Raw genomic sequence first — 16,717 nt, 5'->3', positions numbered from 1 at the left:
GTCCGCTGCATAAATCTACGCAACAGGTTAGAACCCAAGGCCCGATACGGCATGCGGACTGCAGGCAGAGAAAACTGGCCGATTTTCTCTGCACTGGAGGGATAATACAAGGCCTGATAAGACGCGCCAGCGTCACATCAGGCGCTGAATGCCGGATTGTTACCCGGCATTTGTCATTTAGCGGTGATGTTTGCCTGGACCATGACCGCCGTGATGATCATGATGAGCTTTCTTATGGTGGCGCGGCGGTGGCGGCGGTCCGTGTGGGTGCCAGCGATTGCCTCGCCATTCATAATGTTGTTTCCACCAGCCGTGGTCGCGCCAGTGACCGCCATCCCAGTAATAACCGCGATTATCACGATCGCCTATCTGTAATTTTACTGACGGGACTAACGTAATTTCCGCAGCCTGCGCTGCCATGGGAGCGACCAGAACCAGGGAAAGTGCGAGTACGATAGATTGCATCTTTTTCACAGGTTACTCCTTTTATCATTGCCCGTTATGGGTCGATATCCGGAGATTACGCGATGAGAACGGCGGTTGTTATTCTCCGCAATCCTAATCTCTAAGTTACCGCATTTATTGAGAATTTCTCCTTTTTCCCTGTCGTTTTTCTCCATAATTTCTTCATAAAAAAGCCGGGCTGCATAAAAGCAAACCCGGCCTGATTGAGATAATGAATAGATTTTACTGATGATTCATCATCAATTTACGCAACGCAGCAAAATCGGCGGGCAGATTATGTGAAAGCAAGGGTAAATCAGCACGTTCTGCCAGCTCTTTTGGCAGATCCAACGTTTCACCGAGAATCGATTCCACGCTCTCTTTAAATTTCGCCGGATGCGCGGTGCCGAGGAACAAGCCATATTCGCCTGGATTCAACTGGTCACGCAGCGCACGATACGCTACGGCAGCGTGCGGCTCCGAGGTGTAGCCCAGTTCTTTTAACTCACGCATTGTCTGTTGCGTGGTTTCATCATCCACGGCTGCATAACCCAGCTCTTTCAGTTGCCAGATTTTGCGGCGGAACAACTCTTCCACACGCGGCCAGTTGTTCGGCTGACTCACGTCCATCGCGTTGGATAACGTCGCCTGAGTCGCTTTGGGTGACCACTGACCGTCGTGCAGGAAACGTGGCACGGTATCGTTCACGTTGGTCGCAGCAATAAAACGTTTCACCGGCAGACCGAGTGACTTCGCCAGCAGACCCGCCGTCAAATCGCCGAAGTTTCCGCTTGGCACCGAGACAACCAGCTGGTTGCGCGCTTCCTGTGGCAGCTGCGCAACAGCTTCAAAGTAGTAGCAAATCTGCGCCAGCAAACGGCTGATGTTAATCGAGTTAGCTGAGTTTAACCCCAGCGCCACTTTCAGTTCTTCATCATCAAACGCCTGCTTCACCAGCGCCTGACAGGCATCGAAATCGCCGTCGATGGCAACAGTTTCGATATTGCCGCCCAACGTACAGAACAGTTTTTCTTGCAGTGGACTGATTTTGCCTCGTGGATAGAGGATAACCACTTTCACATTCGGTAAACCGTAGAAAGCATGAGCCACTGCCGCTCCGGTATCACCGGAGGTCGCGGTCAGAATGGTCACTGGCTTATCGCCCGCAATATGGGTCAGCATTTGTGCCATAAAGCGACCGCCGAAATCTTTAAATGCCAGCGTTGGCCCGTGGAACAATTCCAGACAACCGACATCGCTTTCAACATTGGCGACCGGAGCCGGGAAGGCAAACGCCGCGCGCACGCGCTCTTCCAGGATTTCCTGCGGGATTTCATCACCAATAAACGCCGAGAGGATCTTCGCACTGCGGGTGACAAAATCCAGCTTCAGCATCTCATCAATTTCAGTCAGGCTGAATTCCGGCAGGTCATGCGGAAAAAACAGCCCCTGATTTTTGCCCAACCCCTGGGTTACGGCTTGCGCAAAGCTGACCTGCTCGTTGTGATCTTTCAGATTGTAGAGTTTCATTTAGTTTTCCAGTACTCGTGCGCCCGCCGTATCCAGCCGGCAAATATGAACAAAACCTTCCTGATTTTGCAGGTAGTTCTTACCCAACCAGTCGGCAACGCGCTGGGCGGTATCCGGCTTGTCACATAGAGCGAACAAGGTCGGGCCGGAGCCGGAGATACCGCTCGCTACCGCGCCGATTTCCGCGACCGCCTGCCGCGCCTGCCGGAAGCCAGGCAGTAACCGTTCACGGTAGGGTTCAGCGATAACATCTTTCATCAGCTTCGCGGCAAGCTCAGGCTGACGGGAATAGCAGGCGTGAATGAAGCCAGCCAGATGTCGCCCGTGCGCAATGCAATCCTGGCGGCGATACTGCGCCGGTAAAATAGCCCTGGCTTCTGCCGTCGAGACTTTAATCCCCGGATACGCCAGCACCCACAGCCACTCATCAAACCCTGGCACTTGCTGGCTGATGATGTCGTTTTCTTCGATCATCAACTGCATACCACCAAGAAAACACGGTGCCACGTTGTCGTAATGAATGCTGCCGGAGATTCGTCCTTCCAGCTCGCCCATCAAAGCCAGCAAACGAGTGTCATTAAGCGGCTTGCCACAGTGTTCATTCATCGCCATCAGCGCCGCGACCACCGAACAGGCGCTGGAGCCTAAGCCCGAACCGATTGGCATATTCTTTTCCAGAGTCATCGCCACTGGAATTTGCTTGCCAAGCTCCTGGCAAAAACGCTCCCAGCACTGATAAACGATATTTTCCCGTGGTTCTGACGGCAGCTTATCGGCAAAGCGTCCGAGGTTGTTGAGACTGAATGTCTCTGCCGCCTCAACCGTGACTACATCTCCGAGCAATGCACCATCAACAGGTGTCACCGCCGCCCCGAGCACATCAAACCCGACGCTCATATTGGCACTGGAAGCCGGGGCATAAACTTTAACCATGTCAGACTCCTAACTTCCATGAGAGGGTACGTAGCAGATCGGCAAAGACACCGGCAGCTGTAACGTCATTGCCCGCACCATATCCGCGCAGCACCAACGGCAGCGGCTGATAATAGTGGCTATAAAAGGCCAGGGCGTTTTCGCCATTTTTCACTTTGAACAGCGGATCATTACCATCCACTTCGGCAATCTTCACGCGGCAGGCACCATCTTCATCAATATTGCCAACATAGCGCAAAACTTTTCCTTCATCACGGGCCTTCGCCACGCGCGCGGCAAAGAGATCGTCGAGCTGTGACAGATTCGCCATAAAAGCGGCAACATCACCCTCAGCGTTAAACTCTGCGGGCAGCACAGGTTCAATTTCAATATCCGCCAGCTCCAGTTCACGTCCCGTTTCACGAGCGAGAATCAATAGCTTACGCGCTACATCCATACCAGAAAGATCATCTCGCGGATCCGGTTCGGTATAACCCATTTCCCGCGCCAGAGTAGTCGCCTCGGAGAAACTCATGCCTTCGTCTAACTTGCCGAAGATATAAGAAAGCGAACCTGAAAGAATGCCGGAGAACTTCATCAATTCATCACCAGCATTGAGCAGATTTTGCAGGTTCTCAATAACCGGTAATCCAGCCCCAACGTTGGTGTCATAGAGGAATTTACGCCGCGATTTTTCCGCCGCATGACGCAACAGATGGTAGTAATCCATCGACGAGGTGTTGGCCTTTTTGTTCGGCGTGACAACGTGGAAACCTTCGCGCAAGAAGTCGGCATATTGATCCGCCACTGCCTGGCTGGAGGTGCAGTCAACAATGACCGGGTTCAGCAGATGATATTCTTTCACGAGGCGAATTAAGCGCCCGAGATTAAACGGCTCTTTGGCTTGCGCCAGTTCTTCCTGCCAGTTTTCCAGATTTAGGCCATGCACATTGGTGAGCAGTGCCTTCGAGTTGGCAACACCGCAGACACGTAAGTCGATATGTTTATTCTTCAGCCAGCTTTGTTGACGCTTCAGTTGCTCCAGCAGCGCACCGCCAACGCCACCGACGCCAATCACAAACACTTCGATAACCTGATCGGTATTGAACAGCATCTGATGAGTAACGCGCACGCCAGTGGTCGCATCATCGTTATTTACCACGACAGAGATTGAGCGTTCAGAAGATCCCTGAGCAATGGCGACAATGTTGATATTGGCGCGGGCCAGCGCGGCAAAGAATTTCGCCGAGATCCCACGCAAGGTGCGCATACCATCACCTACCACCGAGATAATGGCCAGCCGTTCCGTCACCGCCAGCGGCTCCAGTAAGCCTTCTTTCAGTTCCAGGTAGAACTCTTCCTGCATTGCCCGTTCAGCCCGCACACAGTCGCTTTGCGGAACGCAGAAACTGATACTGTATTCGGAAGATGATTGCGTAATCAGCACCACGGAAATACGGGCGCGTGACATCGCGGCAAAGACGCGCGCCGCCATGCCGACCATTCCTTTCATCCCCGGGCCGGAAACGCTGAACATTGCCATGTTATTCAGATTGGAAATGCCCTTGACCGGTAATTCGTCTTCATCACGACTGGCACCAATGAGCGTACCTGGTGCTTGAGGATTTCCGGTATTTTTAATCAGGCAAGGGATCTGGAACTGGGCGATGGGGGTAATGGTGCGGGGGTGAAGAACTTTAGCGCCGAAGTAGGAAAGCTCCATCGCTTCCTGGTAGGACATCGACTTCAACAACCTCGCATCGGGCACCTGACGCGGGTCGCAGGTATAGACCCCGTCAACGTCCGTCCAAATCTCGCAACAATCGGCGCGTAAACAGGCAGCCAGCACCGCCGCGGAGTAGTCGGAACCGTTGCGTCCAAGTACCACCAGTTCGCCTTTTTCATTACCGGCGGTGAAACCTGCCATCAACACCATGTGATCAGCCGGAATGCGGCTTGCCGCAATACGGCGGGTGGACTCAGCAATATCGACGGTAGATTCGAGGTAATGCCCCACTGCCAGCAGTTTTTCGACCGGATCGATAACGGTAACGTTGTGACCACGCGCTTCTAACACGCCGGCCATAATGGCGATCGACATTTTCTCGCCACGGCAAATCAGCGCAGCGTTGATGCTATCCGGGCACTGCCCCAACAAACTAATGCCATGCAGGACATGTTTTATTTGGGCAAATTCCTGATCGACGAAAGTTTTCAATTGCGCCAGCGGGAACCCCGGCTGGGCGGCGGCGAGTCCCGTCAAAAGTTCGGCAAAAATACGTTCGGCATCGCTGATATTGGGTAAAGCATCCTGGCCGCTAATGGTTTTTTCAATCATCGCCACCAGGTGGTTGGTGATTTTGGCGGGGGCAGAGAGGACGGTGGCCACCTGCCCCTGCCTGGCATTGCTTTCCAGAATATCGGCAACACGCAGAAAACGTTCTGCATTTGCCACTGATGTACCGCCGAACTTCAACACTCGCATGGTTGTTACCTCGTTACCTTTGGTCGAAAAAAAAGCCCGCACTGTCAGGTGCGGGCTTTTTTCTGTGTTTCCTGTACGCGTCAGCCCGCACCGTTACCTGTGGTAATGGTGATGGTGGTGGTAATGGTGGTGCTAATGCGTTTCATGGATGTTGTGTACTCTGTAATTTTTATCTGTCTGTGCGCTATGCCTATATTGGTTAAAGTATTTAGTGACCTAAGTCAATAAAATTTTAATTTACTCACGGCAGGTAACCAGTTCAGAAGCTGCTATCAGACACTCTTTTTTTAATCCACACAGAGACATATTGCCCGTTGCAGTCAGAATGAAAAGCTGAAAAATACTTACTAAGGCGTTTTTTATTTGGTGATATTTTTTTCAATATCATGCAGCAAACGGTGCAACATTGCCGTGTCTCGTTGCTCTAAAAGCCCCAGGCGTTGTTGTAACCAGTCGACCAGTTTTATGTCATCTGCCACTGCCAGAGTCGTCAGCAATGCCATGACTCGTTCGCGTAAAGCTTGCAGTTGATGTTGGTCTGCCGTTGTGTCACTTTTCGCCGGTTGTTGTATTAATGTTGCTAATTGATAGCAATAGACCATCACCGCCTGCCCCAGATTGAGCGAAGGATAATCCGCCACCATCGGCACACCAGTAAGAACGTCAGCCAACGCTAACTCTTCGTTAGTCAGCCCGGAATCTTCGCGACCAAACACCAGCGCGGCATGGCTCATCCATGAAGATTTTTCCTCTAACAGCGGCACCAGTTCTACTGGCGTGGCGTAGTAATGATATTTCGCCCGACTGCGCGCAGTGGTGGCGACAGTGAAATCGACATCGTGTAACGATTCAGCCAGCGTCGGGAAAACTTTAATATTATCAATAATATCACCAGATCCATGTGCGACCCAGCGGGTGGCTGGCTCCAGGTGCGCTTGACTATCGACAATCCGCAGTTCGCTAAAACCCATCGTTTTCATTGCCCGCGCCGCTGCCCCAATATTTTCTGCTCTGGCGGGTGCGACCAGAATAATCGTTATACGCATATTGCCACTCTTCTTGACCAAATAACCGCGAACAGGGTGATCACTGTCAACTTATTACGCGGTGCGAATTTACAAATTCTTAACGTAAGTCGCAGAAAAAGCCCTTTACTTAGCTTAAAAAAGGCTAAACTATTTCCTGACTGTACTAACGGTTGAATTGTTAAAAAATGCTACATATCCTTCTGTTTACTTAGGATAATTTTATAAAAAATAAATCTCGACAATTGGATTCACCACGTTTATTAGTTGTATGATGCAACTAGTTGGATTATTAAAATAATGTGACGAAAGCTAGCATTTAGATACGATGATTTCATCAAACTGTTAACGTGCTACAATTGAACTTGATATATGTCAACGAAGCGTAGTTTTATTGGGTGTCCGGCCCCTCTTAGCCTGTTATGTTGCTGTTAAAATGGTTAGGATGACAGCCGTTTTTGACACTGTCGGGTCCTGAGGGAAAGTACCCACGACCAAGCTAATGATGTTGTTGACGTTGATGGAAAGTGCATCAAGAACGCAATTACGTACTTTAGTCATGTTACGCCGATCATGTTAATTTGCAGCATGCATCAGGCAGGTCAGGGACTTTTGTACTTCCTGTTTCGATTTAGTTGGCAATTTAGGTAGCAAACATGCAGACCCCGCACATTCTTATCGTTGAAGACGAGTTGGTAACACGCAACACGTTGAAAAGTATTTTCGAAGCGGAAGGCTATGATGTTTTCGAAGCGACAGATGGCGCGGAAATGCATCAGATCCTCTCTGAATATGACATCAACCTGGTGATCATGGATATCAATCTGCCGGGTAAGAACGGTCTTCTGTTAGCGCGTGAACTGCGCGAGCAGGCGAATGTTGCGTTGATGTTCCTGACTGGCCGTGACAACGAAGTCGATAAAATTCTCGGCCTCGAAATCGGTGCAGATGACTACATCACCAAACCGTTCAACCCGCGTGAACTGACGATTCGTGCACGCAACCTGCTGTCCCGTACCATGAATCTGGGTACTGTCAGCGAAGAACGTCGTAGCGTTGAAAGCTACAAGTTCAATGGTTGGGAACTGGACATCAACAGCCGTTCGTTGATCGGCCCTGATGGCGAGCAGTACAAGCTGCCGCGCAGCGAGTTCCGCGCCATGCTTCACTTCTGTGAAAACCCAGGCAAAATTCAGTCTCGTGCTGAACTGCTGAAGAAAATGACCGGCCGTGAGCTGAAACCACACGACCGTACTGTAGACGTGACGATCCGCCGTATTCGTAAACATTTCGAATCTACGCCGGATACGCCGGAAATCATCGCCACCATCCACGGTGAAGGTTATCGCTTCTGTGGTGATCTGGAAGATTAATCGGCTTTACCACCGTCAAAAAAAACGGCGCTTTTTAGCGCCGTTTTTATTTTTCAACCTTATTTCCAGATACGTAATTGATCGTCCATTGTAACTTCTTTACTGGCTTTCATTTTCGGCAGTGAAAACGCATACCAGTCGATATTACGGGTCACAAACATCATGCCGGCCAGCGCCACCACCAGCACACTGGTTCCCAACAACAGCGCGCTATCGGCAGAGTTGAGCAGTCCCCACATCACACCATCCAGCAACAACAGCGCGAGGGTAAACAACATGCTGTTGCGCCAGCCTTTCAATACCGCCTGCAAATAAATACCGTTCATTAACGCCCCAATCAGACTGGCGATTATCCATGCCACGGTAAAACCGGTATGTTCAGAAAGCGCCAGCAAGAGCAAATAAAACATCACCAATGAAAGCCCCACCAGCAAATATTGCATTGGGTGTAAGCGTTGCGCGGTGAGCGTTTCAAAAACAAAGAACGCCATAAAAGTCAGCGCAATCAGCAGAATGGCATACTTAGTCGCCCGGTCAGTTAATTGGTATTGATCGGCTGGCGTCGTCACTGCGACGCTAAACGCGGGGAAGTTTTCCCAGCCGGTATCATTGCCTGAAGCAAAACGCTCACCGAGATTATTTGCAAACCAGCTGCTTTGCCATTGCGCCTGAAAACCTGACTCGCTAACTTCCCGTTTGGCTGGCAAAAAATCACCTAAAAAACTGGGATGCGGCCAGTTGCTGGTTAAGGTCATTTCGCTATTACGCCCGGCAGGCACCACAGAAAGATCGCCGGTACCGCTTAAATTCAGGGCCATATTCAGCTTCAGGTTCTGCTTGCGCCAGTCCCCTTCGGGTAAAGGGATATGCACGCCCTGCCCGCCTTGCTCTAACCCGGTACCGGGTTCGATGGTCAGCGCTGTTCCGTTAACTTCAGGCGCTTTCACCACACCAATACCACGCGCATCCCCGACGCTAATCACAATAAATGGCTTGCCTAAGGTGATATTTGGTGCGTCGAGTTCGCTAAGACGCGAAACATCGAAATCGGCTTTTAGCGTTAAATCACTGTGCCAGACCTGACCGGTATAAATCCCTATCTTGCGTTCTTCAACGTTCTGATTGCCATCAACCATCAATGACTCAGGTAACCAAAAATGGATAAAACTTCGTTTCCGCTCCACGGTTTTATCGTCTTCCTGCACCGTATAAAGCTCGGTCACAGGAATAGCGATGAGCGGCCCAACGAGTTTTTGCGGCCCGCTGGTACTTTGGCGAATCGCATCTTCCACATCGCTACGGTAATCGGCACGTTCGACAATCACCTGCCGAATCAGCATTATCGGAATCAACAACAGCAATACTGCACCAAACAGGGTGGTCATTTTCCAGAACAGGGGGGATTTCAACATAGTCTTCTCCTTTGCAATGGCAGCAGGATACGAAGGCTATGTGGGAAGAATTTGAAGCTATGTGAAGTGACGGTGAAGTCGAAGCGAGGCCAGCACGCCACCTTCCTGCACGTTGCGCAGCGTGACTTCGCCGTTAAACAAACGGGCGACCTCACTGACGAACGCCAACCCCAGACCGCTGCTTTTTTGCCCATTTGCACGCGGCAAAGAGTAAAAGCGTTCAAAAATACGTGACAGCGCGTAGTCAGGAATACCACTACCGGTATCCAGCACCTTAAGCGTGACGTGTTCCTGATCCACTTCGGCGCTTAGCGTTATACGACCGCTCTCGGGGGTAAAATCGATGGCGTTATCCAGTAAATTCCCCAGCGCCTGATCCAGTAACGCCGGTTCAGCAGCAACATTAACCTCGGTGGGCGTAACATGTAGAGTGATGTTTTTTTCTGCCAACTGCACGGTGCGCGCTTCGCTGACGCGGCGGAATAATGCCGCCACATCAACAGCAGTCAAAACGACTTCCTGACGATTCTCCAGTCTTGCCTGGCGTAGTAACGTTTCCACCAGTGCCTGCATTCGCGCATTTTGCGTCAGAATGTTGTCAGTAAAACGAGCCACTACTTCAGGCGGCGGACCTTCGCGTAAAATTTCCGCCGCGCCACGAATCGCCGCCAGTGGGCTTTTTAGCTCATGGGTTAACGCATAAACATACTGCTCAATATAGTTTTTCCCTTCCAGCTTCACGCGCATACTTTCCAGCGCCTGCGCGAGTTTACGCAGCTCGCTACTACCGAGATCGGGAAGAGGAACGGGCTTATTGTCAGTGACGGAATCAGCATAGCGAGTGAGCCGGGCAATGGAGCGGTTGATCCACCAAACCATGCCTGCGCCAATCACCAGTGCGATCCCCAACAAAATGGCGCTGGCCCATAAAATTCGCCGCTCGCTGCGTTTAATGACCGGAGCCATCGCCGCGTTCGGTTTGCCTACGCTCAAAACGCCAATAAGCCGCGAGCCGTCCATAATCGGCGCGGCAACATACATCACCGAACTTTCGGGATCGGCAGGATTTTGCAACGTGCTGCGCGCACCATACTGACCACGCAACGTTAGCCAGACGTCATTCCAGCGCGAATAATCCTGCCCAACGGCTTTATTTGCCGAATCGAACAATACTTTACCCTGCGAATCGGTCATATAGACATGATATTCATTGCGCACTTTGTTAATGCCACCGATATTGGCGCGAAACGGGCGATGTTGTAGCTGATTAAACGCCTGCGCCAGTTGCCCATGCGTTGGGTCCCCAGAGAGCAAATCGGGACGCGCCAGCTCCGCCAGCAACGTTGCGGTATCGATTAACGTCCCCTCCGTTGCTCTTCGCACGCCCGGTTTAACTTCTTTGACAAAAATAGCCAGTACGAACCAGGCCGCCACCGCCACCAGTAAAAAATAGCCCAGCAGCAACCGCATGCCGATACGCATTACAGGCCCCTCAGGCTATATCCCATGCCGCGATGAGTATTAATCGGTGAAAGATCGGGGTTGATGGCGCGCAGCTTGGCACGCAACGTTTTAATGTGGGTATCAACGGTGCGATCGTAGGTGTCCTGCGCATCTTCCCACACGCTATCCATCAGTTGCTGGCGGGACCAGACGCGGCCTGGCGACTTGAGTAACGTCTTCAGCAATAAAAACTCATACCGCGTCAGCGTTAATGGCGTGTCAAACCAGCTGATCTGCGCCGCGGGTTCATTCAATTCAAAATGACCAATACGGATGACGGGAGACGGCGACGAGAACTTCTTCACCCGACGCAGTAAGGTGCGCACCCTGGCGCACACTTCGCGGGGTGAAAACGGTTTAGCCACATAGTCGTCAGCGCCAATTTCCAGCCCAAGCAGGCGATCGACCTCTTCACTTCGGGCCGTCAGGAACAGTACAGGTAACGCCGGATGGAGCGCCAGTAACTGGCGGCATAATTCAAAGCCGCTGATATCAGGCAAACCAACGTCGAGAATCATGACGTCGGGAACCAGCTGGCGAGCTTTATCCAGCACCGGCAAGCCTCGCTCAAAGACCTCGACGGCAAAACCTTCCTGCTGCAACATGTAGACCAGCGTGTCGGCTATCCCTTGCTCATCTTCCACTAACCAGACCGTTTCCCGTTGCATAAATCGCCTCTGTTATTGCCGCCACGGCATGACAGGAACCGCGCTAATCGCGTTTTTCGGCGAACCTTCTACAACTTTGTCGGAGTAAGCCAGATAAGCGAGCGCGTTGCGTTTAGCATCATAAAAGCGCACGACCTGTAACGACTTAAAGACCAGGGACGTACGTTTTTTGAATACTACCTCGCCCTGAGCTTTGCCGTTTTTAATACGATCCGACAGTTCAATCGGCCCGACTTGCTGACAAGAAATGGCCGCATCGGAGGTATCTTCCGCCAGGCCCAATCCCCCTTTAATACCCCCGGTTTTCGCCCGGCTCACATAACAGGTGACATTTTTCACATCGGGATCGTCAAAGGCTTCCACAACAATTTTGTGATCCGGGCCGATCATTTTAAATACGGTGTCGACCGAACCAATCTCTTCTGCATGAGCCAATGGCCCCAGCATTATCAGGCTTAAAGACAGGATCAAATGCTTGTATTTCATATTGTTACCATTTTTATCTATTACACGAGCAATTAGTTCGTCACGGTAAATAACATATTGATTAAGAACAAAATCTCAATACTTTTATTTCCGTCAAGCCCTAAAACATACTCTACTAAGAAAAAAACACTGAATGCTAAAACAGCAAAAAATGCTATTATCCAATTACCTGATGTCAGGTGCTCGTTGTTGAAAGGATGAGGATATTTTATGGATCAGGCCGGCATTATTCGCGACCTTTTAATCTGGCTGGAAGGTCATCTGGATCAGCCCCTGTCGCTCGACAATGTAGCGGCGAAAGCAGGTTATTCCAAGTGGCACTTACAGAGAATGTTTAAAGATGTCACTGGCCATGCTATTGGCGCGTATATTCGTGCTCGTCGTTTGTCGAAATCGGCGGTCGCACTACGCCTGACTGCGCGTCCGATTCTGGACATCGCGCTGCAATACCGCTTCGACTCTCAACAGACATTTACCCGCGCATTCAAGAAGCAGTTTGCCCAGACTCCTGCACTTTACCGCCGTTCTCCTGAATGGAGCGCCTTTGGTATTCGCCCGCCGCTACGTCTGGGTGAATTCACAATGCCAGAGCACAAATTTGTCACCCTGGAAGATACGCCGCTGATTGGTGTTACCCAGAGCTACTCCTGTTCGCTGGAGCAAATCTCTGATTTCCGCCATGAAATGCGTTATCAGTTCTGGCACGATTTTCTCGGCAACGCGCCGACCATTCCGCCAGTGCTCTACGGCCTGAATGAAACGCGTCCGAGTCAGGATAAAGACGACGAACAAGAGGTATTCTATACCACCGCGTTAGCCCAGGATCAGGCAGATGGCTATGTACTGACGGGGCATCCGGTGATGCTGCAGGGCGGCGAATATGTGATGTTTACCTATGAAGGTCTGGGAACCGGCGTGCAGGAGTTTATCCTTACGGTATACGGAACGTGCATGCCAATGCTCAACCTGACGCGCCGTAAAGGTCAGGATATTGAGCGATACTACCCGGCAGAAGACGCCAAAGCGGGAGATCGCCCAATTAATCTGCGCTGTGAACTGCTGATTCCGATCCGTCGTTAACGCTGCAACTCATCTAATGCAGGGGCGTCCAGATGCGAGATGTCCCCTGCGGTTTCAACAACCCAGCCAGACGCCAGCCACAGGCTTTCCTGATAATCCACGCGCGAAATAGAACAGTTACGCAGACGTAAGCGGCGCTCTGCCCATGCTGGTAATCCGAGAATCGTACTCACCAGACATCCCAGTGCAATACCATGGCTCACCAGCAGCGGTCGGCTTCCCTGCGGTAAGTCCCGGCAAGATTCCAGTGCCGCATTGACGCGATCGCTGAGCTCCTGCATTGACTCGCCTTCAGGAATACGCCCGTCAACGGTGCCATTGACCAGCTGCCGACGCCAGTTCTCTTCTTCTTCGGTCAGAGAATCGATATGTCTTTTTTCCAGCACACCCATGTTTAATTCACGCAGGCGAGAATCAAAGATGATGTCACAGCCGCAGGCCTGGGCGATGATTTCCGCCGTACGCCGGGTGCGTCCTAAATCGCTACTGATGATATGCGTAATGCCAAGCTCTTTGGCACGGGTTGCCACCTGCATCGCCTGTTGCTCACCTTTGGCGGTCAGCGGGCTGTCAGACTGGCCCTGAATACGTCGCTCGGCGTTCCACTGCGTTTCACCGTGGCGGACTAGGTATACCTGTAACATGCTTTTTTTCCGTATACTGCTGTAACGTTAATTTTCTGAGTAATGCTGATTATGCACCAAGTTGTCTGTGCGACCACCAATCCCGCTAAAATTCAGGCCATTCTGCAGGCATTTCACGAGATCTTCGGCGAAGGATCCTGCCATATTGCATCCGTTGCCGTCGAGAGCGGTGTACCGGAACAACCCTTTGGCAGTGAGGAAACGCGCGCTGGCGCACGAAATCGGGTAGCAAATGCCCGCCGTTTACTTCCAGAGGCTGATTTTTGGGTGGCGATTGAAGCTGGCATCGATGGTGACAGCACTTTCAGTTGGGTGGTGATTGAAAACGCCAGCCAGCGCGGCGAGGCGCGTTCGGCTACTTTGCCGTTGCCTGCGGTGATTCTGCAGAAAGTGCGTGAAGGTGAGGCACTTGGTCCCGTAATGTCGCGTTATACCGGTATTGATGAGATTGGTCGTAAGGAAGGGGCGATCGGCGTGTTTACCGCCGGGAAACTCACTCGCGCCAGCGTCTATCACCAGGCGGTGATCCTGGCGCTGAGTCCGTTTCATAATGCGGTGTATTAAGCGCCTGATGCGACGCTGACGCGTCTTACCAGGCTACAAAATCAATCGCTTTTCAGCAACACCTCTTCCAGCCACTGGCGCAGCTCGACAGGCGCGGCTTTCAGGCTGTTAGATCCACGCGTAATCGTCGCGATGCCCGCGCCGAGTTCATTTTTTAACTCACGCTGGCTCATTTCGCCTCGCAGCAGCTCTTCGACAATACGCACGCGAGTCCCCAACGCTTCGCGCTCATCTGGCGTCAGCATCAGGTTTAACAACGGTAAATGGAGATCGTTTTGGTAGGCATTCTTAAGCAGGTCGACAAAACGTAACCACTCCTGGTGACGCTGTTCTGCCATCGCTGCTGAATAGGGTGATTGTTGGGCCATAATATGTCGCCATTGTTAGCGGGGGAAGCAAAATGCCTCCCCCGGTTGTACTCGCTAAAGAGTACGATAGCATATCATAAACGTGCGGATCAGTAACGACGTCCCCATTCCGTGGCGCTCATCAACGTCGGTTTATCCCCCATGAAATAGCGGTAGTAAGCGTCATAAGCCAGCACGTTCTTCACATAACCGCGCGTCTCGGAGAACGGAATACTCTCGACAAATGCCACTGCGTCGATACGCCCGGCGCTGTTGCCAAGCCAGGTTCGCACCCGCCCTGGTCCGGCGTTATAAGCTGCTGAGGAGAAAATACGGTTATTGCCAAACTGCTGATAAACATATTGCAGATAACTGGTGCCAATGTTGATATTCGTTTCCGGATCCAGCAATTGCCCAGGGCTACTATAACCGGGAATAGAGAACATCTTCACCGTATGGGTCGCTGTACCAGGCATAATCTGCATCAGGCCGCTGGCCCCTACCGGTGATTTCACTTTTGGATTCCAGGCGCTCTCCTGACGGGCAATCGCCATCGCATAGCTTTGCGGGATCTCCTTACCGCTGGTGTAGCGTTTGAAAAGATCGTTGTAAGCCAGCGGGAATCGCTCTTCCAGATGATCCCATAGCTTCCCGGCGATCGTTGCCTGAACGCTAAGATCCCACCATTGGTTGTTGAAAGCATACCGCGCCAGTTGAGCCTGCTCTGTTTTTGACTTGCTCTTCACCAGATTGGCCCACTCGCTACGCGCGGTGTTATCGAGATTCCAGTACATCAACTCGCGCACGCGCGCCATCTCCGGCCCCTGAGTCAGGGCGCTGTCAACATTCTGCGGCGCTTTATCAATCTTCAGCTCATACTCTTCTCCGATGCGTTGTGCTGCAACCATCGGGTAGAAACCACGCTGTTGCATGAGTTGATGCAAAATCTCTTTCGCTTCAGCTTCACGTCCGCGTTCCAGCAATAAATCCGCCTGCCAGTAACGCCATTCATCTTTCTCTTTTGCTTCCATCGGCAGACGCGCCAGCCAGGTATTCAGGCCGCGACGATCGCCGGTGCCAAGTGCCATTCGCACACGGCGTTCAATCAACGACGTGGATTGCGAGCGCATAATGGCGTCATCGCGCCATTTCGCCTGCTCGTCGGTGACATCGTTGCCCATCAAACGCCAGGCGACGATATCGCGCAGCTCCTGAATCTGATCTTCATTAAGCTGCTGCGCCTGGGCAAGCGACGGGATCATCAGCCGTGCATTTTCAGCATCCTGCCGCGCCACACTGGCAAACGCCACCGCTGCCATTTGACGGGTAAAATCGGTCGCTCCGGTTGTACGCGCGAAGGTCAGTACCGTATTAGGGTTGTTCGCCAGTGAAATGATTGCCGAGGCGATAGTCTGGTAATCGGCAGGCATCTGCCCTGCCAGCACTGTTACCAGGCCAGTGTTACCCGCTTTCATCGCCAGACGGATACGCTCTAAATACGCCAGCGGATCTTGTTTACCTGACGCACGCCAGACGCTAAATAACTTGTCACAGGCGTTAGGCTGGCTCTTGCCGGTTAGCCACAGCTCTTTCGCCCCTTGCCAGGCTTCTTCACTCTGCCCGGTGTTCCATTTCGCATAGTAGTAATTACATTGCGCTTCGGTAGTTCCGGGCTTTTCCGGGCTAAAGGCTAACAAGCCACGCCAGTCTTCACGCCGCGCCAGTTCATTGACGAAACGAGATTGCAGCGTGCGAGCGGGAGGAAGCGTGGGGTTAGCGCGAACAAAGTTAGTGACCGTCACCGCCGGTTGATTCATCAGATCATCGGTGATCTGGCGGTATTCCAGGTAGGGATAAAGCGGATAATCCTTCAGTCCAGGCATCATTTGTTCGACCACATCCATTTGTCGATTATCCCAGGCCTGCTTGATTTGCGCGTAACGGCTACGCTGCTCATCCAGTGAGTCGGCTCGCGCCACGCTGCTGACCGTCAGCAGACAGACACCGGCAGCCAACAGCCGCCAGGTAACTTGTTTGGCTTTTTCCACAAGCGCATCCTCTAAGTGTAAATACATCAATGCAGCGTCATGCCGCGTAATAGATTTATGCTAACCAGTCATTGCCGTTTACGCCACGTTACGGACACTTTTTTACTTTTACTGCGAAGGTGATCGACCAACTGGGATTAGGCGGGGAAAAAGGCTACACTTCGCCTTTGAAAACTCATCATCACGATAAACATAG

General features: G+C 51.8%; 17 protein-coding genes and 1 other annotated feature. Of the genes, 3 read left to right on the top strand and 14 right to left on the bottom strand.

Annotated elements, in window-relative coordinates; all coding sequences use genetic code 11:
• Window positions 1-177 precede the first annotated feature (177 nt).
• The 7 genes from ACJHXA_RS20990 to yjjY all read right to left on the bottom strand — a co-directional run bounded on the left by ACJHXA_RS20990 (window position 178) and on the right by yjjY (window position 6,957).
• On the bottom strand, window positions 178-474 hold the full coding sequence (locus ACJHXA_RS20990) for a DUF2502 domain-containing protein (RefSeq protein WP_000738721.1): 297 nt from the start codon (window positions 472-474) through the stop codon (window positions 178-180).
• 213 nt (window positions 475-687) lie between these two features.
• Window positions 688-1,974 carry a threonine synthase gene (gene thrC / locus ACJHXA_RS20985; protein WP_000781067.1) on the bottom strand — a complete coding sequence of 429 codons (1,287 nt, stop codon included), beginning with the start codon at window positions 1,972-1,974 and terminating at the stop codon, window positions 688-690.
• Window positions 1,975-2,907 carry a homoserine kinase gene (gene thrB / locus ACJHXA_RS20980; protein ID WP_000241660.1) on the bottom strand — a complete coding sequence of 311 codons (933 nt, stop codon included), beginning with the start codon at window positions 2,905-2,907 and terminating at the stop codon, window positions 1,975-1,977.
• A gap of 1 nt (window position 2,908) precedes the next feature.
• Entirely contained in the window at window positions 2,909-5,371 is a 2,463-nt protein-coding gene (gene thrA, locus ACJHXA_RS20975; RefSeq protein ID WP_001264697.1) for a bifunctional aspartate kinase/homoserine dehydrogenase I, read from the bottom strand.
• A 25-nt stretch (window positions 5,372-5,396) separates the two neighbouring features.
• Window positions 5,397-5,516, bottom strand: a sequence feature (Thr leader region).
• Window positions 5,452-5,517 carry a thr operon leader peptide gene (thrL, locus tag ACJHXA_RS20970; RefSeq protein WP_001386572.1) on the bottom strand — a complete coding sequence of 22 codons (66 nt, stop codon included), beginning with the start codon at window positions 5,515-5,517 and terminating at the stop codon, window positions 5,452-5,454. It overlaps the preceding feature by 65 nt.
• Window positions 5,518-5,730: 213 nt before the next feature.
• Window positions 5,731-6,417 carry a tRNA/rRNA methyltransferase gene (locus ACJHXA_RS20965; RefSeq protein ID WP_001223164.1) on the bottom strand — a complete coding sequence of 229 codons (687 nt, stop codon included), beginning with the start codon at window positions 6,415-6,417 and terminating at the stop codon, window positions 5,731-5,733.
• Window positions 6,418-6,816: 399 nt separating this feature from the next.
• Window positions 6,817-6,957 carry a protein YjjY gene (yjjY, locus tag ACJHXA_RS20960; protein WP_001303782.1) on the bottom strand — a complete coding sequence of 47 codons (141 nt, stop codon included), beginning with the start codon at window positions 6,955-6,957 and terminating at the stop codon, window positions 6,817-6,819.
• Window positions 6,958-7,052: 95 nt separating this feature from the next.
• Between yjjY and arcA the strand changes: the two genes are divergently transcribed.
• Window positions 7,053-7,769 (top strand): two-component system response regulator ArcA, encoded by a 717-nt coding sequence (arcA, locus tag ACJHXA_RS20955; protein WP_001194358.1) that lies wholly within the window; start codon window positions 7,053-7,055, stop codon window positions 7,767-7,769.
• 59 nt (window positions 7,770-7,828) lie between these two features.
• Here the strand turns inward: arcA and creD are convergent, their stop codons facing one another.
• Genes creD through creA form a run of 4 tightly spaced genes read right to left on the bottom strand, consistent with a single transcriptional unit; the run spans window position 7,829 to window position 11,838 of the window.
• A complete protein-coding gene (gene creD / locus ACJHXA_RS20950; protein WP_000920306.1) occupies window positions 7,829-9,181 on the bottom strand; it encodes a cell envelope integrity protein CreD in 1,353 nt (450 codons plus the stop codon).
• 57 nt (window positions 9,182-9,238) lie between these two features.
• Window positions 9,239-10,663, bottom strand: coding sequence for a two-component system sensor histidine kinase CreC (creC, locus tag ACJHXA_RS20945; RefSeq protein ID WP_001219604.1), 1,425 nt, complete (start codon window positions 10,661-10,663; stop codon window positions 9,239-9,241).
• Window positions 10,663-11,352 carry a two-component system response regulator CreB gene (gene creB, locus ACJHXA_RS20940; protein WP_001188659.1) on the bottom strand — a complete coding sequence of 230 codons (690 nt, stop codon included), beginning with the start codon at window positions 11,350-11,352 and terminating at the stop codon, window positions 10,663-10,665. Before creB ends, creC begins: the two co-directional genes overlap by 1 nt.
• 12 nt (window positions 11,353-11,364) lie before the next feature.
• Window positions 11,365-11,838, bottom strand: coding sequence for a protein CreA (creA, locus tag ACJHXA_RS20935; RefSeq protein ID WP_000875487.1), 474 nt, complete (start codon window positions 11,836-11,838; stop codon window positions 11,365-11,367).
• A gap of 210 nt (window positions 11,839-12,048) precedes the next feature.
• On the opposite strand from creA, the gene robA reads away from it, so the two are divergent.
• The gene (robA, locus tag ACJHXA_RS20930; protein ID WP_000371666.1) at window positions 12,049-12,918 is read left to right on the top strand and encodes an MDR efflux pump AcrAB transcriptional activator RobA; all 870 of its coding nucleotides are present in this window, start codon (window positions 12,049-12,051) and stop codon (window positions 12,916-12,918) included.
• Here robA and gpmB read toward each other — a convergent pair.
• A complete protein-coding gene (gpmB, locus tag ACJHXA_RS20925; RefSeq protein WP_000942344.1) occupies window positions 12,915-13,562 on the bottom strand; it encodes a 2,3-diphosphoglycerate-dependent phosphoglycerate mutase GpmB in 648 nt (215 codons plus the stop codon). The two genes, robA and gpmB, sit on opposite strands and share 4 nt — an antisense overlap.
• 51 nt (window positions 13,563-13,613) lie before the next feature.
• Between gpmB and yjjX the strand changes: the two genes are divergently transcribed.
• A complete protein-coding gene (gene yjjX / locus ACJHXA_RS20920; RefSeq protein WP_001406309.1) occupies window positions 13,614-14,126 on the top strand; it encodes an inosine/xanthosine triphosphatase in 513 nt (170 codons plus the stop codon).
• 41 nt (window positions 14,127-14,167) lie between these two features.
• On the opposite strand, the gene trpR is transcribed toward yjjX, so the two are convergent.
• Together trpR and sltY are read right to left on the bottom strand one after the other, a co-directional pair.
• On the bottom strand, window positions 14,168-14,494 hold the full coding sequence (gene trpR / locus ACJHXA_RS20915; protein ID WP_000068679.1) for a trp operon repressor: 327 nt from the start codon (window positions 14,492-14,494) through the stop codon (window positions 14,168-14,170).
• 89 nt (window positions 14,495-14,583) lie between these two features.
• Window positions 14,584-16,521, bottom strand: coding sequence for a murein transglycosylase (gene sltY / locus ACJHXA_RS20910; RefSeq protein WP_000409451.1), 1,938 nt, complete (start codon window positions 16,519-16,521; stop codon window positions 14,584-14,586).
• Between the last annotated feature and the right edge of the window lie 196 nt (window positions 16,522-16,717).

It is taken from the genome of Escherichia sp. WS33 (genome assembly GCF_046486385.1).
In the GTDB taxonomy this organism is placed as follows: Bacteria; Pseudomonadota; Gammaproteobacteria; order Enterobacterales; family Enterobacteriaceae; genus ECMA0423.
The sequence above is the reverse complement of the archived record's forward strand: the minus strand, read 5'-3'. Positions and strand labels throughout refer to the sequence as shown.